The sequence below is a fragment of the Phyllobacterium brassicacearum genome, from assembly GCF_003010955.1.
GTDB classification, from domain to species: Bacteria; Pseudomonadota; Alphaproteobacteria; order Rhizobiales; family Rhizobiaceae; genus Phyllobacterium; species Phyllobacterium brassicacearum.
In genome coordinates this window covers 217,374-240,404 of sequence record NZ_PGGO01000003.1, presented here as the reverse complement: position 1 = coordinate 240,404, position 23,031 = coordinate 217,374, and the positions used below count along the sequence as shown (strand labels likewise).

Annotated in this window: 23 protein-coding genes, 1 tRNA gene and 1 riboswitch; of the genes, 18 read left to right on the top strand and 6 right to left on the bottom strand. The window is 57.1% G+C overall.

The genetic code is table 11. The annotated features are described in order from the left end of the window. Position 1: 1 nt before the first annotated feature. Both CU102_RS06340 and CU102_RS06335 read left to right on the top strand, forming a co-directional pair. Positions 2-1,243: an ABC transporter permease gene (locus CU102_RS06340; RefSeq protein ID WP_106710172.1), complete on the top strand. Its 1,242-nt coding sequence runs from the start codon at positions 2-4 to the stop codon at positions 1,241-1,243. Continuing rightward, a complete protein-coding gene (locus CU102_RS06335; protein WP_106710171.1) occupies positions 1,240-1,917 on the top strand; it encodes an ABC transporter ATP-binding protein in 678 nt (225 codons plus the stop codon). Before CU102_RS06340 ends, CU102_RS06335 begins: the two co-directional genes overlap by 4 nt. 14 nt (positions 1,918-1,931) lie before the next feature. Here CU102_RS06335 and CU102_RS30285 read toward each other — a convergent pair whose 3' ends face one another. Further along, complete coding sequence (locus CU102_RS30285; protein ID WP_245425240.1) at positions 1,932-2,285, bottom strand: BA14K family protein; 354 nt, start codon at positions 2,283-2,285, stop codon at positions 1,932-1,934. Positions 2,286-2,427: 142 nt separating this feature from the next. Between CU102_RS30285 and CU102_RS06325 the strand changes: the two genes are divergently transcribed. From CU102_RS06325 to CU102_RS06275, 11 genes are all read left to right on the top strand, one after another. Next, positions 2,428-3,543, top strand: coding sequence for an endonuclease/exonuclease/phosphatase family protein (locus CU102_RS06325; RefSeq protein WP_106710339.1), 1,116 nt, complete (start codon positions 2,428-2,430; stop codon positions 3,541-3,543). A gap of 3 nt (positions 3,544-3,546) precedes the next feature. Beyond that, on the top strand, positions 3,547-4,260 hold the full coding sequence (locus tag CU102_RS06320; protein ID WP_106710170.1) for an NUDIX hydrolase: 714 nt from the start codon (positions 3,547-3,549) through the stop codon (positions 4,258-4,260). An 80-nt stretch (positions 4,261-4,340) separates the two neighbouring features. Next, entirely contained in the window at positions 4,341-5,258 is a 918-nt protein-coding gene (locus CU102_RS06315; protein WP_106710337.1) for a PhzF family phenazine biosynthesis protein, read from the top strand. 103 nt (positions 5,259-5,361) lie between these two features. Beyond that, positions 5,362-5,437: transfer RNA gene (locus CU102_RS06310), tRNA-Lys, on the top strand. A gap of 87 nt (positions 5,438-5,524) precedes the next feature. Continuing rightward, positions 5,525-5,869: a RidA family protein gene (locus tag CU102_RS06305; RefSeq protein WP_106710169.1), complete on the top strand. Its 345-nt coding sequence runs from the start codon at positions 5,525-5,527 to the stop codon at positions 5,867-5,869. Positions 5,870-6,119: 250 nt separating this feature from the next. Then, on the top strand, positions 6,120-6,395 hold the full coding sequence (gene rpsU, locus CU102_RS06300; protein ID WP_106710168.1) for a 30S ribosomal protein S21: 276 nt from the start codon (positions 6,120-6,122) through the stop codon (positions 6,393-6,395). A gap of 317 nt (positions 6,396-6,712) precedes the next feature. Then, positions 6,713-7,279: an NADPH-dependent FMN reductase gene (locus tag CU102_RS06295; RefSeq protein ID WP_106710167.1), complete on the top strand. Its 567-nt coding sequence runs from the start codon at positions 6,713-6,715 to the stop codon at positions 7,277-7,279. A 48-nt stretch (positions 7,280-7,327) separates the two neighbouring features. Then, positions 7,328-7,444, top strand: a riboswitch (TPP riboswitch). Between the two features lie 104 nt (positions 7,445-7,548). Further along, the gene (gene thiC / locus CU102_RS06290; RefSeq protein WP_106710335.1) at positions 7,549-9,366 is read left to right on the top strand and encodes a phosphomethylpyrimidine synthase ThiC; all 1,818 of its coding nucleotides are present in this window, start codon (positions 7,549-7,551) and stop codon (positions 9,364-9,366) included. 4 nt (positions 9,367-9,370) lie between these two features. After that, positions 9,371-10,330 (top strand): glycine oxidase ThiO, encoded by a 960-nt coding sequence (gene thiO / locus CU102_RS06285; protein ID WP_106710166.1) that lies wholly within the window; start codon positions 9,371-9,373, stop codon positions 10,328-10,330. Then, on the top strand, positions 10,327-10,524 hold the full coding sequence (gene thiS, locus CU102_RS06280; protein ID WP_106710165.1) for a sulfur carrier protein ThiS: 198 nt from the start codon (positions 10,327-10,329) through the stop codon (positions 10,522-10,524). Before thiO ends, thiS begins: the two co-directional genes overlap by 4 nt. A 3-nt stretch (positions 10,525-10,527) precedes the next feature. After that, complete coding sequence (locus CU102_RS06275) at positions 10,528-11,301, top strand: thiazole synthase (protein WP_106710164.1); 774 nt, start codon at positions 10,528-10,530, stop codon at positions 11,299-11,301. Positions 11,302-11,318: 17 nt separating this feature from the next. Here CU102_RS06275 and CU102_RS06270 read toward each other — a convergent pair whose 3' ends face one another. Then, positions 11,319-11,768 (bottom strand): RrF2 family transcriptional regulator, encoded by a 450-nt coding sequence (locus CU102_RS06270; protein WP_106710163.1) that lies wholly within the window; start codon positions 11,766-11,768, stop codon positions 11,319-11,321. 302 nt (positions 11,769-12,070) lie between these two features. On the opposite strand from CU102_RS06270, the gene CU102_RS06265 reads away from it, so the two are divergent. The 4 genes from CU102_RS06265 to cysW all read left to right on the top strand — a co-directional run bounded on the left by CU102_RS06265 (position 12,071) and on the right by cysW (position 15,338). Beyond that, entirely contained in the window at positions 12,071-12,262 is a 192-nt protein-coding gene (locus tag CU102_RS06265) for a hypothetical protein (protein WP_106710162.1), read from the top strand. A 278-nt stretch (positions 12,263-12,540) separates the two neighbouring features. After that, the gene (locus tag CU102_RS06260; RefSeq protein ID WP_106710161.1) at positions 12,541-13,545 is read left to right on the top strand and encodes a sulfate ABC transporter substrate-binding protein; all 1,005 of its coding nucleotides are present in this window, start codon (positions 12,541-12,543) and stop codon (positions 13,543-13,545) included. A 100-nt stretch (positions 13,546-13,645) separates the two neighbouring features. After that, positions 13,646-14,488, top strand: a complete 843-nt coding sequence (gene cysT / locus CU102_RS06255) for a sulfate ABC transporter permease subunit CysT (RefSeq protein WP_106710160.1) — start codon at positions 13,646-13,648, stop codon at positions 14,486-14,488. After that, the gene (cysW, locus tag CU102_RS06250) at positions 14,472-15,338 is read left to right on the top strand and encodes a sulfate ABC transporter permease subunit CysW (RefSeq protein ID WP_106710159.1); all 867 of its coding nucleotides are present in this window, start codon (positions 14,472-14,474) and stop codon (positions 15,336-15,338) included. Before cysT ends, cysW begins: the two co-directional genes overlap by 17 nt. Before the next feature lie 24 nt (positions 15,339-15,362). On the opposite strand, the gene CU102_RS06245 is transcribed toward cysW, so the two are convergent. The 4 genes from CU102_RS06245 to secD all read right to left on the bottom strand — a co-directional run bounded on the left by CU102_RS06245 (position 15,363) and on the right by secD (position 21,571). After that, on the bottom strand, positions 15,363-15,923 hold the full coding sequence (locus CU102_RS06245) for an RBBP9/YdeN family alpha/beta hydrolase (protein ID WP_106710158.1): 561 nt from the start codon (positions 15,921-15,923) through the stop codon (positions 15,363-15,365). A 171-nt stretch (positions 15,924-16,094) separates the two neighbouring features. Further along, complete coding sequence (locus tag CU102_RS06240; protein ID WP_106710157.1) at positions 16,095-17,045, bottom strand: lysylphosphatidylglycerol synthase domain-containing protein; 951 nt, start codon at positions 17,043-17,045, stop codon at positions 16,095-16,097. A 45-nt stretch (positions 17,046-17,090) separates the two neighbouring features. After that, complete coding sequence (gene ybaL / locus CU102_RS06235) at positions 17,091-18,851, bottom strand: YbaL family putative K(+) efflux transporter (RefSeq protein ID WP_106710156.1); 1,761 nt, start codon at positions 18,849-18,851, stop codon at positions 17,091-17,093. 182 nt (positions 18,852-19,033) lie between these two features. Beyond that, positions 19,034-21,571 carry a protein translocase subunit SecD gene (secD, locus tag CU102_RS06230; protein WP_106710155.1) on the bottom strand — a complete coding sequence of 846 codons (2,538 nt, stop codon included), beginning with the start codon at positions 21,569-21,571 and terminating at the stop codon, positions 19,034-19,036. Between the two features lie 720 nt (positions 21,572-22,291). Between secD and CU102_RS06220 the strand changes: the two genes are divergently transcribed. Beyond that, complete coding sequence (locus CU102_RS06220) at positions 22,292-23,005, top strand: 2OG-Fe(II) oxygenase (protein WP_245425238.1); 714 nt, start codon at positions 22,292-22,294, stop codon at positions 23,003-23,005. Positions 23,006-23,031: the final 26 nt, after the last annotated feature.

The window sequence follows — 23,031 nt, the reverse complement described above, 5'->3', positions numbered from 1 at the left end:
CGTGCGGCTCATTCTTGATCTCGCTATCACGCACATTGCCGGCCGTGGCCGGCAAACCCTCGTTGCAATCATTGGCGTTGCTGTGGGCGTCGGCTTTTCCGTCGCCATGGCGGCGCTGATGCAAGGCGGTCAGGACGATTTTGTCGAGCAGCTCATCAACACCATGCCGCATGTGCAGATAACCGATGAGCATCGGACGCCGCCACGCCAACCGGCGGAAGAGGTGTTCGATACGGCTGTTATCTCGGGGCTCCGTCCTCGGGAGGATCGCCGGGGTATCATCAATCCAACAGCCGCGCTGACGTGGCTGAATGGATGGGTCCCCGGGCGCCTGGCGCAAAGCCTCAAGACACAAGGCATCATTCGTTATTCAAGCCGTGACGTCGGGGCCACGATCATTGGTGTCGATCCGGAAATCGAACAGGGCGTCTCGCCTATCGTCGATGATTTCAGGGAGGGTAGTTTTGCTAGTCTTAAAGCCGGCGGAAACAATGTCCTGATCGGCGACACCATGGCGGCGCGGCTCGGAGCAGGGCTTGGTGATACAATCACGGCGGTGTCATCGATCGGATTATCCCGCAATTTCAAGATTGTCGGGCTGTTTCATACCGGCACCACGGCGCGTGACGAAGGTGAGGCCTATGTTCTTCTGAAGAACGCGCAGGTCCTGAGCGAGCGGGCAAATGCCATCAATGAAATCCGGATCAAGCTGAACGATCCGAATGCCGCCCCAACGGTTGCGCACCGCGCGGAAGCCGAGCTGGGATACAAGGCTGTCGCCTGGCAGGAAGCCAACGAGGCAATCCTCGAGGCGCTCGTCGTGCGCAATATCATCATGTACACCGTGGTTGCTGCCATTATGCTCGTCGCCGGTTTTGGCATTTTCAACATCATTTCCACGATCACCCATGAAAAGGCGCGTGATATCGCAATTCTGAAATCCTTGGGATTTCGGGAGCATGATATGCGGAGGCTGTTTCTTCTTGAGGGTGTCGCTATCGGCACTGCCGGGTCCGCCGCCGGGTGGGTTCTGGGATTTCTGCTTGTCTATGCGCTGGCACAGGTGCGTTTTGAGCTGGCCGCCACGGGACAGGAAATGACCAGGCTGCCGATTGCCTGGAGTTTCCTTCACTATCTCCTCGCCGCGGCATTCGCTCTCGCTTCGGCCGCAGTTGCGGGTTATCTGCCGGCCCGCCGCGCGGCGAAGCTCAATCCCGTCGATATTATCCGGGGGGCGACATGACTGTGCTGATACAGGCTGAAAATCTCACGCGGATTCTTCCAGAGACCGTACCGGTAACACTGGTCAAGGACGTGTCTTTGTCGATCAAGGAGAAGGAGTTCGTTGCCGTCACGGGCCCCTCAGGTTCGGGCAAATCCTCACTACTCTATTTGCTCGGTCTCCTCGATCATCCAACAACTGGCACTTTGACAATTGATGGAAAAGATACGGGGCCAATGGGCGAAACGGAACGCGCCCGGACGCGCCTCGCCATGCTCGGCTTCGTCTTCCAGTTTCACTTTCTCCTGCCCGAGTTCACGGCGCGCGAGAATGTCGAGATACCGATGCGAAAACTCGGGAAATTGTCCCGGACGCAGATGCATGATCGCGCTACGGCATTGCTGGTATCGCTGGGCCTGGAAGGTCATCTCGATAAGCGGCCAGACCAATTGTCCGGCGGTCAGCGGCAGCGTGTTGCGGTGGCGCGATCCCTTGCCAACGATCCGCCAATCGTGCTCGCCGACGAGCCAACCGGCAGTCTCGACACCAAGAACTCCGAGCAGGTCTTTCATATCCTCGAAACGCTTGTTCGCGAACACGGCAAAACCGTTGTCGCCGTTACACACGACGTCGATTTGGCCGCGCGCATGGATCGGCAAATCCATCTGGTAGACGGACGAATTGCAATGTCTTGAGATTTTGCAACCCGCTACAGGAGGCAGCGGCGACGCGGGCCGTTCAAGGGCTGGTATGTATTGTCGAAGGCGCGGTATGATTGATAACGCGCCTGACAGCGTTCTGTCTGCGTGCGTCCTGTCTGCGGAAGTCCCGACGGACCGATGGGCCTGCGAACGCGGAAGTCTTTACAGCGGGATGTACCGGTGCAATCGGGTGAAGCAGGATTGGCCGGCGAGTTATTGCGGAGAATGAGGGGTTTGATCGGGATGGCGTCCAGACCGCGCGGCGCCGGACGGTACATCTGGATTTCCTGGGCCGAGACGCCCGCGAGTTGCGTTGTCACCAGAAGGCCGAGGGTTGCGATAATGATTTTCAAGGCTTTCATTGGTTGTCCCACCACAATATGTCACCCAATGCATATAAGAGTTTGTTCAGCTGTTCGCCACTGGTAGCAGGCCACCAATGAGGCTAGGGTCCATGGCGGAGCCACGTTGCTTCCGGAAAAAAGTTTCAACCTCGAGTTCCGCATGTCCGTTCGTATCGCTACCTTCAACGTCGAAAATCTGATGAACCGTTTCGACTTCTCAGGATTCAGGAACAATCTCAACAAGGACCGGACATTGCAGCTCTTCCAGATCGTGGACGAGCAGCAATACCGGCAGCTGGAGCAGGCACGGACAATCGCCCATGCCGATGATACACGCCAGCTGACAGCCCTGGCTATTGCCGAGACCCACGCGGATATCCTCTGTCTGCAGGAGGTCGATAATATCGGCGCACTCAACGCCTTCGAGTTCGGCTATCTGTTCAAGATGGTCGGGGAGGGCTACCGGCACAAATACATGGTCGAGGGGAACGATAGCCGCGGCATCGATGTGGCGGTGCTGATGCGGGACCAGACGCGGTATGGCGAGCCGATCGAATTCGTCCAGATGACCAGCCATGCCCATGTCACCTATACCGATTTTGGCATTTATGATCCTGAGCTTGCACTGCTCGGCATCGAGCCGCATGAGCGCGTGTTCAAGCGCGATTGCCTAGAGATCGACGTGCGGATCGGAGGGAAGCCTCTAACGCTGTTTGTCAGTCATTTCAAGTCAATGGGTTCGCCGCGCAACGGCCTGGATGGACGTGCTTCGACGATGCCTGTCCGGATGGCGGAAGCAAAGGCGGTCCGGCGGATCATCGAGGACAAATTTGCTCAGAGCGGTGGCTCGGCGGACAAGCGCTGGGTGGTCTGCGGTGACTTCAATGACTACCGCGAAAGGATCATCATTGGCGGCGATTCCCTTGCCGGATTTACATTCGAACCGGTCAGCGAGCCATTGAGCTGCCTCGACATCCTGCTGAAAGATGGTTTTTGCGAGAACCTGGTGGAGCGGCGGCCGGTCATGGACCGCTGGACGCTGTATCATACGCGCGGGCCCGAGGAGAGGCACCTCTGCCAGCTTGACTATATATTGGCGTCGCCGGCATTGGCGCGGAGCAACGCCGATGCGATACCGGATATTATCCGCCGCGGTCAGCCGCACCGGACCATATTTCCGCCCAAGCAAGAGGTAGAACTCTTCCCGCGGACTGGCTGGGATCGCCCCAAGGCGAGTGATCATTGCCCGGTCACTGTTACGTTGAACATGGTATAAGCGATGCAGAATATTGCTGAGAAAACGGTGGTCTCGCTAACGAGCGCGGTTGTGCGGATTGACAGCGCTCCACTTCGCTACGAGCTGCAAAACACTGCCGATATTGCTATGCGTTGGGCCGACGAGACAAGTGTCAATCCCGCGCTGTTCAACGGGCCGTTCTTCATGGCCGAGCAGGCCGATGTGATAAATCAAGCGTTCGAGGCAAGATATCACCGGACCCGCTTTGCCACGATGATGCACTGGAAGGCCAATGCGACCGGCAACAAACCGTGGCACATCTTTGGTGTCGGCGTGATCGTGTCGAACGACAACAAACTCATTGCGGGCCGCATGGCGGCTTCTACGGCAGCAGCAGGGCGCATCTACTTTCCGGCCGGTTCGTATGACGAGAACGATGTTGTGGATGAATACGTCGATATTGATGGTAATATGCTGCGTGAAGTCGAGGAGGAAACCGGCGTCAGGCTGTCGGAAGCGCGTACGCGGGACGAATATATTCATCTTGTCACTGCCAGCCGCAGCATTGCGCTGTTTCGGCGGCACTATTTTGATGTTCCTGCGAATGAATTGATTGAGCGCATCCGGAGCCATATTGTTGCCGAGGCGGATTCCGAGCTTGATGATGTCACGGCGATTTCCGCTGCAGGAGAAATGGGCGAGACGACGCCTGATACGTTCCGGACATTTGCCGACTGGCATTTTACGCAGGGCTGAATGTCACCGTCACAAGGTTTGTCTTGCACGTATGATGCCTTGTTCTATTTTCTCCCGACGCCAACTGGGGAGCAATGCAGATGCGCGGTCGCAACTATGAGGTCTATGACGTCTTCACCGACAAGGTGCTGACCGGAAATCCTTTGGCTATCGTGCATGATGCAGTGGGTCTCGATGATCTGGCCATGCAGCGGATTGCCCGGGAGTTCAACCTGTCCGAAACGGTTTTCGTGCTGCCTGCGAAAAACCCGGCACATACGGCTTGGGCACGTATTTTCACGCCCGACTATGAAATGCCGTTTGCTGGCCATCCGACGGTCGGAACAGCGGTTGCGCTTGCACAACGCCGCTTCGGCGCCGTCGAAGATGATCAGGATGCCTTGTTCATTCTGGAAGAGCAGGTTGGGCCGGTGCGCTGCGGCGTAAAGCTGAGTGCAGACGGTGCTTTTGCCGAATTCGATCTTCCGCGCCTGCCCAAAACCATTCCTTACAAATACGACAAGATCGCCATCGCCAACGCATTGCGTCTCGAGCCGAGGGAGATCGGCTTTGAGAACCATGTTCCAAGCATATGGGACGCGGGAGTGCCATATCTCTTGGTGCCGATCCATGGACTCGAGGCGGCAGGACGTATCAGAATCAACCAGATTGCGATGAAGGATGTGGCCCCGACAATCGGCCATCGCCAGCTGCCGGTCTATTGCTATTGCCGCGAAACGATCCTGCATGACAGCCACTTTCATTCGCGCATGTTTGTCAACGATGACGGGACATATGAAGATCCGGCAACGGGATCTGCCACGGCTGCTTTTGCCGGCGCTATTCATGCCTTCGACGAACCGCTTGACGGTGTGGTGCGGCTCGTCATCGAGCAGGGACATGAGATGGGGAGGCCATCTAGCCTACGTCTGGAACTTGATATCGTTGACCAGAAGCTGACAGGCGGACGTATCGGCGGGGCGGCGATCAAGATTGCCGAGGGTCAGCTATTTGTCTAAGGCCACAGTTGTGCGCAGCCGTCATAAAGTTTTCAAGAAGGGCTGGACAGGCAAGAGTTGCCCCGTTATAGAGCCCTCACTTTCGGTCGTCAAAGCGGCTGACGGGCACATAGCTCAGTTGGTAGAGCAGCTGACTCTTAATCAGCGGGTCGTAGGTTCGATCCCTACTGTGCCCACCATTCTTTTGAAAAAAGGGCCGTATGGCCCTTTTTTCATGCATGCAAGGCAGGTGCCAACCTGACCGCAATCGCTAGAGGAGATTTTCCATGAGCATTCGTCGCATTGAAGTTGGTCCGCGCATGAGCCAGGCGGTTATCCATGGCAACACTGTCTATCTCGCCGGTCAGGTCGGCGGTCCAGGCAAGAGCGTTACGGAGCAGACCAAGGATGTCCTGGTGGCCGTCGATCGCTTGCTGAAGGAAGCCGGCACCGACAAGTCCAAGTTGTTGCAGGCCATCATCTGGCTCGACGATATGAAGGACTTTGGCGAGATGAATGCCGTCTGGGACGCATGGGTCGATCCGGTTAACACACCGGCGCGTGCAACCGGCGAGGCCAAGCTCGCAACGCCGGAGTACAAGGTTGAGATCATCATTACGGCAGCGCTGTGATTCTCTCTGCGCAGGACCAACGAGCGGTTCTTGCGCATCAAACGTCGAATATGTCAGGTCGGGAATGCAAATAACCGGCCTGACAGCAGGAAAGCCCGAGTAAATCGCCCGGGTACACTGGATTTTTGGCGCGGAAATGAATAAAGTCCGCGCTTCTCCGGATTGCCGCAGGGGCAATTCTTCAAACGCTTGTCTGATTGTGATCAATCGTGATTTCGCAAGGCGAGGCAAGCATGGGTAAGGAAAACGATTGCAAGTTCTCGTCCGTGACAACAATGTTGAGCAGGCCCTGCGGGTCCTGAAGAAGAAGATGCAGCGGGAGGGACTCTTCCGCGAAATGAAGGCGCGCCAGGCATTTGAAAAGCCATCCGAGCGCCGTGTACGTGAAAAAGCTGAGGCCGTGAGCCGTGCCCGCAAGGCTGCCCGCAAGCAGGCACAGCGCGAAGGTCTTTTGCCTGGTCCGAAGAAAAAGGAACGCACGCCTCGTCCGAACGGCAATGGCGGCGGTGATTTCAACAACCGATAATCTCTGACCGGCCCGTTCGGTCATTGTAAACGCGACAGAACCCGCGCGGCCACGGCCGGAGCGGGTTTCGTTTTTAGAGACCTTTTCGATAATGGCCATCTGCGCTTCCGGTGCTCACTGACCAGAAAGTCCACGGCGCTCCGGATCTCGAAACCACACCAGCGGCCTCATCGGGCCGAATCCTCAAAAGGTCTCGATGGTCTCATTTCGTCAGCCGACACCGGATGTGGCCGGTATCAAAAAAGTGCCTTCTTGTGCAGTGCGGGATAGCCTTCCTATTCATAGGCAACACGACTCATGCTTATGGAGACATGCCAATGGTACTCAGGCTCAATATCATCATTGCCAGCACGCGACCTGGACGCGGCGGGCCGGCGGTTGCCAAATGGTTCAATGAATTTGCCAAACAGGATGGCCGTTTTGAACCGGTTCTGATCGATCTTGCTGATCGCAACCTGCCGATCTTCGATGAACCGAACCATCCGCGCATGAAGAAATACGAGCATGCCCATACCAGGAAATGGAGCGAGATTGTCGATTCGGCGGATGCCTATGTTTTCGTCACGCCGGAATATGATTACTTCGCCCCGCCAGCACTGACCAATGCCATGATCTATCTGTGGCAGGAATGGCACTACAAGCCCGCCGGCTTGGTCAGCTATGGCGGCGTGTCCGGCGGATTGCGTTCGGTGGAATCCGTCAAGGGATTAATGGCCGGATTGCGCATGGTTCCAATCCCGGAGGGCGTGCCGGTGCACTCCTACCAGCAATTCATCAATGATGAAGGCGTGTTCCAGCCGAATGATGCCATCATGACAAACGCAACGAACATGCTCAGCGAGCTCACCAAATGGGCCGGCGCGTTGAAACAGCTTCGCGCGTAGCTAGAAATTCACCCGCTTGACAATGGGACCGGGTGCGGTTCAGTCTAGGCTATTCACCAGGGGGGTCCCGACAAGGGGCTGAGATACTGCTGGCTTTTGCAGCGCAGTGACCCGTTGAACCTGATCCAGTTCATACTGGCGTAGGGACGGTGCAAAAGTCTACGTGAATTGTGCTTCGGCACCGGGTCCACATTTCCGATTCGCGAGCTTTTTTCATCCTTCCGGCACAGAACTGGGTTTCCACGCACGAACTGCAAAGGAACCTGATGATGACCGCAATTACCCCAACTGTTCCGGCTCCGACGGTGTCGACCGGTCCGCTGCCTGCATCGACAAAGATCTACAAACCTGGCCGGATACATCCTGTACTGCGCGTGCCGATGCGCGAAATCGCCGTGCATCCGACCGCCGGCGAACCTAACGTCACCGTGTACGATTCGTCCGGTCCGTACAGCGATCCCGCGGCGGCGATTGATATCGCCAAGGGCCTGGCGCGTCACCGCGAGGCGTGGATTGCGTCGCAGGGCGATACCCGCTCCTATCAAGGGCGTCATAGCACACCGGCGGATAATGGCTTTGCCACAGGTGAACGGCTAACCCCGGAATTTCCCATCCGCAATCAGCCGCTCAAGGCAATGGGGGGCAAAGCCGTCACCCAGCTCGCCTATGCCCGGGCGGGCATCATCACGCCTGAAATGGAGTATGTCGCGATCCGGGAAAATCTCGGCCGTGAGGCAGCGCGGACGGCCGCTGTCCGCGATGGAGAATCATTCGGCGCTTCGGTTCCGGATTATGTGACGCCGGAATTCGTTCGCGAGGAGATCGCCCGGGGCAGAGCAATCATACCGGCCAGTATCAATCATCCCGAACTTGAACCGATGATCATCGGCCGTAACTTTCTGGTCAAGATCAACGCCAATATCGGTAATTCTGCGGTCACGTCCTCCATGGCGGAGGAGGTGGAAAAGATGGTCTGGGCCATACGCTGGGGGGCGGATACCGTGATGGACCTCTCCACCGGCCGCAACATTCATAATATTCGCGAGTGGATCATCCGCAATTCGCCGGTGCCGATCGGGACTGTGCCACTCTATCAAGCGCTGGAGAAGGTCGGGGGCATTGCCGAAGATCTGACTTGGGAAATCTATCGCGATACGCTGATCGAACAGGCTGAGCAGGGAGTAGATTATTTTACCATCCACGCTGGCGTGCGCCTGCATTACATTCCGCTGACCGTAAACCGCGTGACCGGCATCGTCTCCCGCGGCGGTTCGATCATGGCCAAGTGGTGCCTGCACCATCATCGCGAGAGTTTCCTCTACGAGCATTTTGAGGAGATCTGCGACATCTGCCGGGCTTATGACGTCAGCTTCTCGCTCGGCGACGGCCTTCGTCCTGGCTCGATCGCCGATGCCAATGATGCGGCGCAATTCGCTGAACTGGAGACGCTGGGCGAACTCACCCAAATAGCCTGGGCAAAAGAGTGCCAGGTGATGATCGAAGGCCCGGGTCACGTCCCGATGCACAAGATCAAGGAAAACATGGACAAGCAGCTCGCCGTTTGTGGCGAGGCACCGTTTTACACACTCGGACCGCTCACGACCGATATTGCGCCCGGTTATGATCATATTACCTCTGGCATTGGCGCGGCGATGATCGGCTGGTTCGGCACGGCGATGCTTTGCTACGTGACGCCGAAGGAGCATCTCGGCCTGCCCAATCGTGACGATGTGAAGGTCGGAGTCATTACCTACAAGATTGCGGCTCATGCGGCCGACCTGGCCAAGGGTCATCCGGCGGCAAAGGTCCGCGACGATGCTCTCTCGCGGGCACGTTTCGAGTTTCGTTGGGAGGATCAGTTCAACCTGTCCCTCGACCCCGAGACGGCTCGGCTCTATCACGACGAAACCCTGCCGAAGGAAGCGCACAAGGTTGCGCATTTCTGCTCGATGTGCGGACCAAAGTTCTGCTCCATGCGTATCTCCCACGACATCCGTGCCGAGGCGCAGAAAGAAGGCATGGCCGCCATGGCCGAGAAGTTCCGCGAGGGCGGTGACCTCTATATGCCGTTGAACAACGGGGCCTGACATCATGGACGTTCTGGTAAGGGGCGCCGGCGTTGCCGGCCTCTCTGTTGCCCATGAACTGTGGTCACGCGGGGTTCAGGTCACGGTGGTCGACCCACAGATAGGCAAGCGAGCTTCCTGGTATGCTGGAGGCATGCTCGCGCCGTATTGCGAACGGGAAAGCGCCGAGCAGCCAGTCGTTGACCTTGGCCAGAACGCCGCAGATTGGTGGGAAGCGGCGCTGCCCGGGTCCGTTTCGCGCAAGGGTACACTGGTTCTTGCTGCATCGCGCGACATCAAGGAACTCGATCGGTTCGGATCGCGCACATCCCATTTTGAAGTGGTGGACGAAACAGCCATCGCCACACTCGAACCTGATCTTGTAGGACGATTCCGCAAGGGCCTGTTCTTCACGGAGGAGGCACATCTCGACCCGAGGCACGTGTTGATCAATCTGGTGGCGAAGCTGGTGGCAGCTGGGGTCTCGTTTGAAACGGACTTGTCGCAATCGGCAGAATGTGGTTTTGACGATATCATCGATTGCACCGGCTATTCCGTTACGAACGAAAATTTGCGCGGGGTGCGCGGTGAAATGCTCATACTGCGCACGGCAGATGTCTCGCTATCGCGGCCCATCCGGCTCATTCACCCGCGTTTCCCGGTCTACGTCGTGCCGCGCCAGGACCACACCTTCATGGTTGGCGCGACCATGATCGAAAGCGACGCGGCAGGTCCGATCACTGCGCGATCGATGATGGAGCTGCTCAATACGGCCTACAGTCTGCACCCGGCCTTCGGCGAGGCAGAGATTGTTGAAACGGGGACCGGGATACGTCCCGCCTATCCCGACAACCTGCCGCGCGTCACTGCCCAAGGAAATACGATAACGGTGAACGGACTATACCGGCATGGATTTCTGCTGGCGCCGGCGATGGCCGTGCAGGCTGCCACCGCGATCCTCGAGAGAAGGAGTGAGATCCGATGAAACTCATCGTCAATGGAAAAACGCAGGATGTCTCTGCGCAATCTCTCGATGCCTTGCTGAGGGAATTGGAGTTTGAAGGCGAATGGCTGGCGACGGCGCTCAATGGTGAGCTTGTGCGATCAAAGGAACGTCATGCCTGCCGTCTGAATGAAGGCGATCGCATCGAGATTCTCACACCGCGGCAGGGAGGCTGAGCGATGCTCAAACTCTACGAAAAGCAGATATTCTCCCGGCTCCTGCTCGGGACGGCGCAATATCCTTCACCGGCAATTCTGGAGGGGGCAATCGAGTCCTCCGGCACGGAAATCATCACGGTATCTCTGCGGCGAGAGATGATGGGCGGGAATAGTGGCAACAAGTTCTGGTCGATGATCCAGTCTCTCGCAAGACACGTGCTGCCGAACACGGCCGGATGCCATACGGTCAAGGAAGCAGTTCTCACGGCACAGATGGCGAGGGATGTATTTGCGACCGACTGGATCAAACTCGAAGTCATCGGCAATCATGACACGCTGCAGCCAGACGTGTTCGCGCTGGTCGAGGCCGCGCGCATCCTGACGGAGGATGGCTTCAAGGTTTTTCCCTATACGACGGATGACCTCACCGTTGCGGAGCGTCTGCTTGATGCCGGATGCGAAGTGTTGATGCCGTGGTGCGCGCCGATCGGGTCAGCCATGGGGCCGCTCAACTTGCACGCACTGCGTTCGCTGCGCGGCCATTTCCCCAATGTTCCGATGATTATCGACGCGGGGCTTGGCCGCCCGTCGCACGCTGCGACTGTCATGGAGCTTGGGTTCGACGCAATCCTGCTCAATACCGCCGTGGCAAAAGCCGGTGATCCAGTCGCAATGGCCGGAGCGTTCGCCAAGGCAGCAGAAGCGGGGCACGCGGCCTATCACGCGGGCATGCTGGAACCGCGCGACGTGGCGGTGCCGTCGACACCGGTTATCGGCAAGGCGGTATTTAGCTAGCCAGGGGCGTATTCGGCTCAGCTGTCCAGCATCGCGGCCATTTTGCTGTTGTCGCCATAAACCAGGCAATCGGCGATGGTCGTCTTGTCGAGAACGCCGCGGGTGACATTCGCTACCTCGTTGAAGACGTGACGGATTTCGCAGGTTTCTTCACTCTCGCAATCCTCGCAGCGGCGATAGGCGATCTTGCTCAGGCAAGGCAGGGGGGCGATCGGGCCATCAATGAGGCGCAGGACTTCACCGAAGGTGATGTCTTCGGCTGGCTTGAGCAGCAGATAGCCGCCCATCTTGCCACGGCGGCTCATGACTATGCCCTGATGCTTCAGGTCAAGCAGGATCTGTTCCAGGAATTTTTTCGGAATGTTTTGTTCTTCCGCGATATCCGAGATGAAGAGAGCCTTCTCGGCGTCCGCCCTGGCAAGCACGACAAGCGCCCGCAGAGCATATTTGGCTTTTTGCGATATCATTTTGCTGCCTGACTACCGTTGTGGTGCAGTCATAGTCCCTCGCGTGACATTTTCTAGTGTAAAAATGTTAAAAAAGTGAGTTTTTTTGCGGCGGAAAAGTGTCTTAAAAATAACGCGTAAGGCGCTGAAAAATAATAATTCATTAAGATTCTGGCACAGAAATCAGCTTTGTAGCGCTTTGCCTGATACACGATTAACTTGGTAGAGATTGTTGACAAATGATTTCAAGCGGTCATCATCAGGTTTCGGTTGGCCCACAAGGCAACTGCACTCTGCAACCGGATTGTTCTACGGAGGTCGCAATGTACAGTGAAGTATCAAGCATTTTTAATCGCGCTGAACGCTTGTGGAGGGAAATTTTTACTGCTGAACCCGCTGATCGGATTGCAGGTAACCGGGCGAACCGCGACAGCGAGGAGGCCTCGGCCAAGAAGCACCGCAACTGGACGGAAGAAGATTTCCTCTGGTGCTGGCAGCATCGCGGATTCTGGTGAGAGAAATTTACATTTGAGCCATCCTCCCTCGGCTCTAGGACCGCGTTGAAACAATGAGAGCAAGCAGCTTTGCTGACCGCAGGCTGCTTGCTCTTTTTTGTGTTGTTTGAAGTATTTTATTTCGAATCTACCGGATGCATTGGAAAGAAAATTCTTCCGCCCAATGGGTTTTGCCGTCATTCTCGCAAAAATTGTCCGCGTTTCCGACAGAGTCGCGCGGCTAGGGCGATGATCGAAATGCGGCAGCACGTCCGTGTCTGCGTGCTTGGGAGATTTCCATGAATAGACTGTTTGTGTACGCGGCGGTGGCGTTGGGGTTGAGTATGACGCCGGTGAAGGCCGCTGATGAGCCGACCGAGATTCTCAACGTTTCCTACGATATCTCCCGCGAGCTCTACGAACAGATCGATAAGGCATTCACGGCGGCCTACAAGCAAGAGGCGGGCAAGGACATCACCGTCAACCAGTCGCATGCTGGTTCTTCCAAGCAGGCCCGCTCGATCCTTGAGGGTCTCGAGGCAGATGTCGTCACGTTCAATCAGGTGACGGACGTACAGGTGCTGCACGACAAGGGCGATTTCATTCCCGCCGACTGGCAGTCACGCCTCCCGAACAATTCCTCGCCCTATTATTCCCTGCCGGCATTTCTCGTCCGGGCTGGAAACCCAAAAAACATCAAGAACTGGGACGATCTTGTTCGTGACGATGTGAAGGTCATTTTCCCCAATCCCAAGACGTCCGGCAATGCGCGCTACACCTACCTTGCCGCCTATGCCTACGCGCTTGAAACCTACAAGGACGAGGCCAAGGCACAGGAATTCGTCAAGAGGCTTTTCGCCAACGTGCCGGTCTTCGACACTGGCGGCCGCGCTGCGACCACGACGTTTGCGGAACGCGGCATTGGCGATGTGCTGATCACGTTCGAGGCGGAAGTGCTCGGCACGCGCAAGCAGCTCGGCGAGGACAAGTATGAGGCGGTCGTTCCGCCGGTCAGTCTGCTTGCCGAGTTTCCGGTGACTGTCGTGGACAAGGTTGTCGACAAGCGCGGCTCGCGCGCCATCGCGGAAAGCTATCTTAAATTCCTGTATTCTCCGGAAGGGCAGGACATTCTCGCGCAGAATTTCAACAGGGTGAATGATGAGACCGTGAAGGCAAAATATGCGGCACAGTTCCCTGAAACCCGGCTGATTACAGTTCAAGATGCTTTTGGCGGTTGGAGCAAGGTCACGAAGGACCATTTCTCCGAGGGCGCTATTCTCGACAAGGTCTTCACCAAGCGATGAACTGCTCCGGTTGAATGCAGATGATGGCGCGGTCCAATGGCCGCGCCGTTCTTCTTCCAACATAGCTTGCGTTCAAAGCAACATACGTTAGAAGCCGCCTATGCCGTTGTTTTCCAAGTTCAGTCGCCGCGGAATCTTGCCAGGCTTTGGTCTCACTCTGGGTGTGACCTTGCTCTACTTTGTCATCATCGTCGCTTTGCCGCTTTTGGCGATGCTCTACAAATCGGTCAATCTCGGATGGGGTGATTTCTGGACCATCATTTCGTCGGAGCGCGCCCTCGCAACCTATCGCATCACTGTGGGCGCGGCAGCGCTGGCAACAATGTTCAATGCACTGTTTGGTGTGCTTCTGACCTGGGTGCTGGTCCGCTATGATTTCCCGGGACGCCGTTTTCTGGATGCCGTTGTCGACCTGCCTTTCGCACTGCCAACGGCCGTTGCTGGTCTAGCGCTCGTCACCGTTTTCTCAGCCAATGGCTGGTTTGGCCAGTATCTCGAGCCACTGGGCATCAAGGTCGCCTATGCACCGCTGGGCATTGCTCTTGCCATGATGTTCACAAGCATTCCCTTTGTCATTCGCACCGTACAGCCGGTGCTTGAGGATGTTGCAACGGATGTCGAGGAGGCGGCGAGGTCGTTGGGTGCCAGCAATTGGCAGATATTCTCGCGGATCATCTGGCCGGCCATTTTTCCTGCATTCATAGCGGGTTGCAGCCTTTCGTTTGCACGTAGCCTCGGCGAGTTCGGTGCCATCGTCTTCATTTCCGGCAATTTGCCTTTCGAGACGGAGGTGATGTCACTCCTCGTGTTTATCCGGCTGGATGAATATGACTATCCGGCAGCGGCCGCTTTGGCGACAGTGATGCTGGTTACGGCCTTTGTCATGCTCTTCATCACTAATTCCATTCAGGCTTGGCAGCTCCGTTATGCAGAACGCAGCTGATCTCGTTGCACCCGCAATTTCGTCCCAAGCGTCGCCTCGGCATGGTAAGCCAGCGTTGCGCCGGGTGCATTGGCTGTTGATAGCGTCAGCCATTTTCTTGTCGATCCTCTTCATCGGCGTGCCAATGCTGGTGATCTTCACCTATGCGTTCCGCGGAGGGGTTGCTGTCTATTTTTCCCAGATTACCCAGCCCGCAACCTTGCATGCGATCTGGTTGACGGTTCTGACAGCCATTGTCGTCGTTCCGATCAATATGCTGTTTGGTATCTGCGTGGCCTGGCTTGTCACACGATTCCGTTTTCCCGGACGACGGTTATTGATCACATTCGTGGAGATTCCTTTTTCCGTATCGCCCATCGTCGCCGGGGTAACCTACCTGTTTCTCTACGGTAGCCAGGGCCTGCTCGGACCTCTGCTCGACAGCTATGACATCAAGATCATGTTTACGGTGCCGGCGATCTTTCTGGTCAGCCTTTTCGTGACAAGCCCGTTTGTGGCGCGTGAGCTCATTCCGCTGATGCAGGCGCAGGGCAGCGAGGACGAAGAGGCGGCTATCACACTCGGTGCAACCGGATTGCAGACGTTCTTCTATGTGACCTTGCCGAATATCCGGTGGGCGCTGCTCTATGGCGCAGTGTTATGCAATGCACGCGTGATGGGCGAGTTTGGCGCGGTGTCCGTCGTTTCTGGCGCCATTCGGGGCCAGACGAACACGCTGCCACTGCAGATCGAGCTGCTCTTCAATGATTACAATGTTACCGGAGCATTCGCTGCTTCATCCACATTGGCGCTGATTGCGGTCGTTACGCTCGTGCTGAAATATATTCTGGAGCGGAAACAGACAAGCTAGGCTCTAAGCGAGCCCAGCAGAAATTCACGCTGCCCGCTGTGTGCGCAAGGCTTCCTGCGGCCGGCGCATTGACTCTGCGAGGATACGCGCTTCCGGCCACGAGCCAAATCCACTCTCGATGTTGATATGCCCGGCATACTTCATATCGACAAAGCCCGAGCCCCAGATGTCGGCCAAGGCCCGCGCCTTGTTGAACGACATGTGAGGGTCGTCTCTGCTCGCGGCGACGATCGACGGGAAGCCGAGGTTGTGGCGCGGCAATGGGGCAAAGCTGCGAAACTTCGGATCCTGAACCGCCATTCGCTCCGCATCCGCAGGTGCCACCAGCAAAGCGCCCGCGACATGCGCTGCCGACGGACGGCTGGCCAGATGGGAAACGAGCACGCATCCCAGGCTATGGGCAACCAGAATGGCGCCGGGAGTTTCAGCAAGGGCCGCCTCCAGCACATGAAGCCATTGCGACAGAACCGGGTTTTCCCAGTCGTCCTGTTCGACGAGACGTGCGGTCTCGTCTTCTGCCAGCCACTGCCTCTGCCAGTGCCCGTTTTCCGATCCGCGATATCCCGGAATGATCAATGTCTTCATCGGCGCCACCAACTCCTTTCACACAAATCTGCCTGAGAGGGAAAATCTTGAATGTGGCTCCAAAATAGGTTGGTGCTGCGTATCGATGAAGGAACAGCACACTAAACTTGAGGATGTCTGGAAAATATTCCTGCGTGAATCCCGATTTTCGTAAAATCAGGCCAATTGGGGTCAGGTCTCTCCGTCTTTTTTGTACCAGCGCAGAAGCAGCTGCGAGCGCTCGAAGTAAAGAACGACAAGGAGCGATAGTGCGAAGGGAATCAGCAGATAAAACAGACGGAAAATAATGAGCGCCGCGAGGACATCCGCTTGATCCATATCGGGCAGGCCGGTCAGGAATACGAGTTCCAGCACTCCAAGCCCACCCGGGGCGTGGGAGATCAGCGCAGCGGAAAATGAGACCAGGAAAATGCCGAGAATAACAAGGAAGCCGGGGTTTCCCGCGACGGGCAAGGTGAAATAGATGATTGCAGCGGCGCCGACAAGTTCCAGCGGTCCAACGATCAGTTGCTGCGCTACAACCGACAGGCGCGGGTACTCCAGCGTGAAGCGGCGAACGCGCAGTGGCCTGAAATGAAGCCAGCTGCCGAAAATATAAAGTAGCACGATCATCAGCGACCCAAATCCGAGAATGTAGCTCAAGGTGAGCGGCAGCTCGGAGTTAAATCGCCGAAGCAACCCTGGCTCGACCAACAACACGATAGCGCTGAGCGTCAATATCCCGAGCATGAAAGTGAACGAGCAAAATGCAATAAGCAGGGCAATTTCAGGCGTGCTCATGCCTTGCGAGGAATAGGCGCGATAACGCACAACGGCCCCCGAAAGGACAGATGCTCCGATGTTGTGGGACAGGGCATAGGTTGTAAACGAGCAGAGCGCGATGAACAGCCAGGAAATCTTCCGGCGAAGATGCAAGAGTGCAATGCGGTCGTACCCGGCCAGTGCAGCGTAGGCCGCCAGGGTGGAGAGGCCAGCCAAAATCCAGCGGTGCGTTGGAATTGCATAGAGGCTGTGAATCACGTCATCCAGCGAGATGCTCCGCAACTCCTTGTAGAGGAGCCATACGGAAATCCCGACGGCGGCCAGTCCAATGACCGGCCAAACGTAATCCTTCAACTTCATGCCATTTCCTACGCGGTCATTCCGGTCATCAAAATTTTCTTGTCATCATTCCGTCAATGGCCCCTCGGGCTTCGGCTCGTCAAGATCGAGAATGTGAGCGACGATACCGCGCGCGATTTCCCGTTCACCCATGATGACGGCGTCGGCGCCGAGATCCTGCAAATGCTGTACTTCCGCGTCCGAGTGAGCACGCGCGAGAATGCTGATGACGGGATTGGCAGCGCGTGCCTTAACGACGATTTGTCCAGCCTCGAAAGCGTTCGGAATGGCAAGGATCAACTGGCGGGCCCCGGCCAGATTGGCGGCGGCCAGGATATCGCCATTAGCCGCATTACCGACGATCGTCTCGATATGCTCATCGCGAAGTTTCGCCACGGTCTTATCTGCGTCTTCAATGACGAGGAAGGGCTTTCCGATTTCCTTCAAGGCATCGCCGACGAGACTGCCTACCCGGCCGTAGCCTATCAGCACCGCATGATCCGTGAGGGTCGTCGGATGAATCTCTTCAACGTCGGGCTCCTCCACCGCGGGTATATTTGTATCGGCTGCGGGCTCGACAGTCGAAGGCAGGCGCTTTTCCAGCCTTGGTCTGAGGTAGGTCACCGCCGCAAACACCAATGGATTGAGGAGTATGGAAAGGATGGCGCCGCCGAGGATCAGATCGCGGCCTTCTTCGGGTAGCATCCCCAATCCAACGCCAAGCTCTGCCAGGATGAAGGAGAACTCGCCAATTTGCGCGAGACTGGCAGAAATGATGAGGGCCGTGCCTGTCGGGTAACCGAAGGCGAGAACGATGAAGAATGCAGCGAGCGACTTGCCAATGATAATGATTGCGAGGGTAGCGAGAAGCGGAAGCGGGTCGTTGACGATGGTCATCGGATCGAACAACATGCCGACCGAGACGAAGAACAGGACGGCAAAAGCATCACGCAAAGGCAGCGACTCTTCTGCGGCTCGATGGCTGAGTTCCGACTCGCTCATGATCATGCCGGCAAAGAAGGCGCCGAGTGCCAGGGAGACGCCGAAGAGCTTGGACGCTCCGAACGCAGCACCCAAGGCAATTGCAAGCACGGCAAGGCGGAAAAGTTCACGCGATCCGGTGTGGGCAATTGCGTGCAAGGTCCAAGGAATGACCCGGCGGCCGACGATGAGCATCACTGCGACGAACGCGGCTACCTTGCCAAAGGTCAGAGCAATGACCCCGCCAACGCCGAGATTGAAATAAGAGGCGAGGGGATCGTTGGCAGCACGTATTGCGCCTTCGGACGAGCCACCTCCGTTGATGGCGCCGGCGATGGCTGGCAGCAGGACAAGGGCAAGAACCATGGCCAGATCCTCGACGATCAGCCAACCGACTGCGATGCGTCCGCGTTCGGTCTCGATCAGCCTGCGTTCCTGCATGGCTCGCAACAGGACAACGGTACTGGCGACCGAGAGAGCGAGGCCGAACACCAGACCGGCCTGCATGTTCCAGCCAAGGACCCAGGCCAGAGCTGCACCGAGCAGGGTTGCTGCGACGATCTGAACGATGGCGCCGGGAATCGCGATGGCCCGGACCGACAGGAGATCCTTCAGGGAGAAATGCAGCCCGACACCGAACATGAGCAGGATGACGCCGATTTCCGCAAGTTCGGCCGCCAGTTCCTGATCGGCGACAAATCCGGGCGTATGGGAGCCAGCGAGAACTCCGGCAACGAGATATCCGACAAGGGGAGGAATACGCAGACGATTGGCAATTGCACCGAAAATGAAGGCCAGTACAAGACCGACGACGATTGTCGCAATCAGCGGCGTTTCATGAGGCATATGTCGGCGTCTCCCCCTTCGTTTGATGAAAAAGTCGGTGATTCTGCGGACAGGTTCCTGTCGCACCAGTATTGCCTACCGAGGATGGCTTGCAAACCGCTTATCTCGATTTGCGGCGCAGGGGAGGTGATTTTTCCCCTGCGCCGCAAATAGTTAGCGTTAGATGCTGATGAATGCTGGCATCAGCTTTGAGCGAGTGGCTTTTCGCCGGAACTGCCGATGCGGTGAGCGTGGTTCTTTTCCCACCAGGTTCCCAGCAGCAGGAGAATCGGCGCCGCGATGAAGAGCGACGAGCTTGTGGCAATGATCACGCCAAAGAGCATGGGCAGGGCGAAGTTCTCAACGGCCTTGCCCCCCCAGATCGCCATTGGAAGCATGGCGAGGAAGACTGTCAGCGAGGTGTAGATACACCGCGCCAGCGTCTGGTTGATACTCAGGTCGATGATCTGCCGCAGCGGCATCTTTTTGTGGATGCGCAGGTTCTCGCGCATACGATCGTACACCACCACCTTGTCGTTGACCGAGTAGCCAATGATCGTCAGCAGCGCGGCAATGGCCGTGAGGTTGAAGTCGAGCCCCATCAACGCAAAGAAGCCAACCGTCTTGGTCGTATCCAGTATCAGGGTGGCGATTGCACCAAGTGCGAAGTGCCACTCGAACCGCCACCATATGTAAAGCAGCATGGCGAGGCTGGCGAGGATGACGGCGAGGATGCCCGAGCGCGCCAATTCTCCACTTACCTTCGGTCCGACAACCTCCGAGCTTTCGATTCTTACGCCGGGATCAAGCTGTTCAACTGCTGCCTTGACCTTGGTGACAGCTTCGGTCTGTGCCGTTTCACCGCCCTCCTGACGCTGAACGCGGATCAGCACCCGGTTATCGCCACCGGCTTGCTGCAGGGCAACTTCGCCGAGACCGAGGCCTTCGAGCGTGGAGCGCATGGTGGCGAGATCAGCTGGCTTCGAAGTCGTGACATCGACCTGGATACCGCCCTTGAAGTCGATACCATAGTTGAGGCCCGGATGGATGAACAGGACGACGGAGGCAATCGACAGGAAGATCGAAACACCGATACCGAAGAACCGCGCGTTCATGAACGAGATGTTCGTGTTTTCCGGGACGAGCTTGAAGAGGTGCTCGATGTGGATGGTCTTCATCTTCCGGCGGCGGACGATGGCCATCATGATGATGCGGACAACCGTAACCGCAGTAAACATCGAGACGAGCGCACCGATGATCATGGTGATGGCAAAGCCGCGCACCGGACCGGTACCGAACAGGAAGAGCAGGAACGTCGCGATAAGGTGAGTGGCGTTTGCGTCGACGATCGTCGAATAGGCAAGCCTGAATCCGCGGTCGACCGCGGCCATTGCACCGATACCCTTGCGCGCTTCTTCACGTATACGTTCGTTGATAAGGATATTTGCGTCGACCGCAAAACCGATACCGAGGATGATAGCGGCGATGCCGGGCAGCGTCAGCGTTGCTCCGAGCAAGCTGAGTATGCCGAACGTCAGGACCACATTGAGGGCAAGGGCTAGGTTGGCGATGAGGCCCCAGCCGCTGTAAAGAATGAAGATAAAGGCCACCACCAGCGCAAAGCCGATGAAGCCCGTCAACAAGCCCATCTTGATGACGTCGCCGCCGAGATCCGGACCGACCGTGCGTTCTTCGATGACGGTGAGTGGAGCGGGCAGGGCGCCAGCGCGCAGCAGTGCGGCGGTGGTGACGGTATCCTGAACGGTGAAGTTGCCGGTGATCTGGCCAGAGCCGCCGGTGATCGGTACCTGGATGACCGGGGCCGTCAGGACCTTGCCGTCGAGGACGATGGCGAAGGGGCGTCCGACGTTCTGGCTGGTGATGTCCGCAAACTGGCGCGCGCCTACATTGTCGAAGCGGAAGGAAATGATCGGCTGGTTGGTCTGCTGGTCGAAGGCGGCGCGAGCGTCGGTCAGACGTTCACCACTGATCGCAACACGGTCTTCCACCGGATAGGTGACGCCGGGTTCTTTCACATCAGGCAGGATTGTGACACCTGGCTGCGGGGTCTCGTCGGCATTGCGATCTGCGACCATGTGGAACGTCATCTTCGCGGTGCTGCCGAGCAGGGCTCGAAGCTGACTCGGGTCCTGCAGGCCCGGCAGCTGGACGACGATGCGATCCGACCCGACGCGCTGAATGGAAGGTTCGGCGACGCCGACCTGGTCGACACGGCGACGGACGATTTCAAGGCTCTGCTGCAAGGCGTTGTCGAGCTTGTCCTTCATGCCGGCTTCGGTGAGGGTCAGCCGGATCTGATTGTCCGTGGTGGTGATATCGATATCACTGACCGGTGCGGCAAAGCCGACCTGGGCAACCTGCGTTGTCAATTCGCGTAGCGCATTGACTGCTGCATCGCGCTGCGCCGGATCGGCAAGAGTGATGACAACACTGTCACCGGCGACACGTACGGATTGCGGCTGGATTTTCGCCGTGCGCAGATGGCCACGCGCATCATCCAGCATCGCGCGCACGCGGTCTTTCTTCAGAGCGGCGGCATCAACTTCGAGAACGAGATAAGAGCCCCCGCGAAGATCGAGGCCCAATGCGACCTGTTTCTTGGGGAACCAGCTCGGCATGGCATCGAGCTGCGCCTTGGTGAAGGCATTGGGGAGCGCGAGGACGATGCCCGCAAGAATGATAAAAATATAGGTCCAGAGAACCCATCTCGAAGTGCGCATATCTAATGTTCCGTATGAGTGCAGGCGCTGCCGAGAACTATTGCACATTCATGCTTGGCCGCCGCCAGAGTTGTTTTTGTCGTTTCCTATTGGAAACGGTGATGTCAGGCTGCGGTTAAGGGCGGAGCGCGAGCACTGAAAACAGTATCGTGGGCGAACACCACGTATGAACCGTTGTGGACCGAAATTGTACTCCTCTGGTGCACAATAACCAGCGATGGTTTTGCAGGTAGCAAGGCGCCGTCTGCACCGGTGTCAGAACGCAAGCCGCTTTTGATCTTCAAATGAAGAGCTTCGAGCGCTACCACGCGCATAGGCCGTTGAACCGGGGTCGATTGATTATCGGCCTCGTGAGCCAGGCGCGTGTCATCGTTCTTGTGAGAACTGACTTCCCTCGCGGCTAGATTGACCTCTGGGCTCGTTGCGTAAACGGTGCCCAACGCCGCTCCGATGCTGGAGACAAGCCAGAAAACAGAAATCAGGAGCGGAGCAGCGCTACGCTTTCCTGTTCTGCACTTTCCATAATGGCCCATACCAACATCCAATAGAATATTATCGCGGCGCAAAGCACCTCGCTGCGACTCTATTTATGAACTCTGACCGGCCGAGTCACTTAAAATCGTCGTCTGGGGCCGGTGGTGACCGGAAAATGTGTCGTTTTGCAAGAAACGGGTGGAACGAAACCGCCAAATTGGCACTCTAATGCAAAATGGAGAAGTCATGATGGCAGATGCAATCAACACCGTATCGTTGCTGCCATGGAACACGATCGAAACCGAGCTGGACAATTTTGGCTGTGCCGTCCTGAAAGGTGTGCTGTCAAAACTGGATTGTCACAGGCTAGCGGCAAGCTATCCGGACGACGGCCAGTTTCGTAAGCGCATTGTCATGGCTAGGCACGGATTTGGGCGCGGCGAATACAAATACTTTGCCTATCCGCTGCCCGACATCCTAACCGATCTGCGCCAGTCGCTATACCCGCCACTCGCCGGAATCGCCAATCGCTGGAACGAACAGATGGGCATTGATGTCCGCTATCCCGACCGGCATGAGGCCTTCATCGAACGGTGCCATGCGGCAGGTCAGGATCGCCCTACACCGCTGCTGCTCGAATATTCCGAAGGCGACTACAATTGCCTCCATCAGGATATTTACGGCGTGCACGTCTTCCCGCTGCAGGTGGCGTTTCTATTGTCCAGGCCAGGAGAGGATTTCAGCGGCGGAGAGTTCGTTCTGACCGAGCAGCGACCGCGCATGCAGTCGCGTGTTGAGATCGTTCCTCTACAACAGGGCGACGCGGTCCTATTTCCTGTGAGCCATCGCCCGGAGAAGGGTACGCGCGGCTACTATCGGGTGAACATGCGTCACGGCGTCAGCCGGCTGCGCAGCGGCAAGCGCCATACACTCGGCATCATTTTCCACGATTCGAAGTAAGGTTTGATATTCATGCCATGGTGGCC

What these genes read in the sequence shown, in the direction of transcription:
- CU102_RS06240 (WP_106710157.1), bottom strand. Translation starts at nt 17,045, where the DNA reads ATGAAGTTGAAGGATTACGTTTGGCCGGTCATTGGACTGGCCGCCGTC.
- CU102_RS06335 (WP_106710171.1), top strand. Translation starts at nt 1,240, where the DNA reads ATGACTGTGCTGATACAGGCTGAAAATCTCACGCGGATTCTTCCAGAG.
- CU102_RS06325 (WP_106710339.1), top strand. Translation starts at nt 2,428, where the DNA reads ATGTCCGTTCGTATCGCTACCTTCAACGTCGAAAATCTGATGAACCGT.
- CU102_RS30285 (WP_245425240.1), bottom strand. Translation starts at nt 2,285, where the DNA reads ATGAAAGCCTTGAAAATCATTATCGCAACCCTCGGCCTTCTGGTGACA.
- CU102_RS06320 (WP_106710170.1), top strand. Translation starts at nt 3,547, where the DNA reads ATGCAGAATATTGCTGAGAAAACGGTGGTCTCGCTAACGAGCGCGGTT.
- CU102_RS06245 (WP_106710158.1), bottom strand. Translation starts at nt 15,923, where the DNA reads ATGAAGACATTGATCATTCCGGGATATCGCGGATCGGAAAACGGGCAC.
- secD (WP_106710155.1), bottom strand. Translation starts at nt 21,571, where the DNA reads ATGCGCACTTCGAGATGGGTTCTCTGGACCTATATTTTTATCATTCTT.
- thiS (WP_106710165.1), top strand. Translation starts at nt 10,327, where the DNA reads ATGAAACTCATCGTCAATGGAAAAACGCAGGATGTCTCTGCGCAATCT.
- CU102_RS06295 (WP_106710167.1), top strand. Translation starts at nt 6,713, where the DNA reads ATGGTACTCAGGCTCAATATCATCATTGCCAGCACGCGACCTGGACGC.
- CU102_RS06315 (WP_106710337.1), top strand. Translation starts at nt 4,341, where the DNA reads ATGCGCGGTCGCAACTATGAGGTCTATGACGTCTTCACCGACAAGGTG.
- CU102_RS06275 (WP_106710164.1), top strand. Translation starts at nt 10,528, where the DNA reads ATGCTCAAACTCTACGAAAAGCAGATATTCTCCCGGCTCCTGCTCGGG.
- thiC (WP_106710335.1), top strand. Translation starts at nt 7,549, where the DNA reads ATGACCGCAATTACCCCAACTGTTCCGGCTCCGACGGTGTCGACCGGT.
- CU102_RS06270 (WP_106710163.1), bottom strand. Translation starts at nt 11,768, where the DNA reads ATGATATCGCAAAAAGCCAAATATGCTCTGCGGGCGCTTGTCGTGCTT.
- CU102_RS06265 (WP_106710162.1), top strand. Translation starts at nt 12,071, where the DNA reads ATGTACAGTGAAGTATCAAGCATTTTTAATCGCGCTGAACGCTTGTGG.
- thiO (WP_106710166.1), top strand. Translation starts at nt 9,371, where the DNA reads ATGGACGTTCTGGTAAGGGGCGCCGGCGTTGCCGGCCTCTCTGTTGCC.
- CU102_RS06260 (WP_106710161.1), top strand. Translation starts at nt 12,541, where the DNA reads ATGAATAGACTGTTTGTGTACGCGGCGGTGGCGTTGGGGTTGAGTATG.
- CU102_RS06220 (WP_245425238.1), top strand. Translation starts at nt 22,292, where the DNA reads ATGATGGCAGATGCAATCAACACCGTATCGTTGCTGCCATGGAACACG.
- CU102_RS06305 (WP_106710169.1), top strand. Translation starts at nt 5,525, where the DNA reads ATGAGCATTCGTCGCATTGAAGTTGGTCCGCGCATGAGCCAGGCGGTT.
- cysT (WP_106710160.1), top strand. Translation starts at nt 13,646, where the DNA reads ATGCCGTTGTTTTCCAAGTTCAGTCGCCGCGGAATCTTGCCAGGCTTT.
- cysW (WP_106710159.1), top strand. Translation starts at nt 14,472, where the DNA reads ATGCAGAACGCAGCTGATCTCGTTGCACCCGCAATTTCGTCCCAAGCG.
- ybaL (WP_106710156.1), bottom strand. Translation starts at nt 18,851, where the DNA reads ATGCCTCATGAAACGCCGCTGATTGCGACAATCGTCGTCGGTCTTGTA.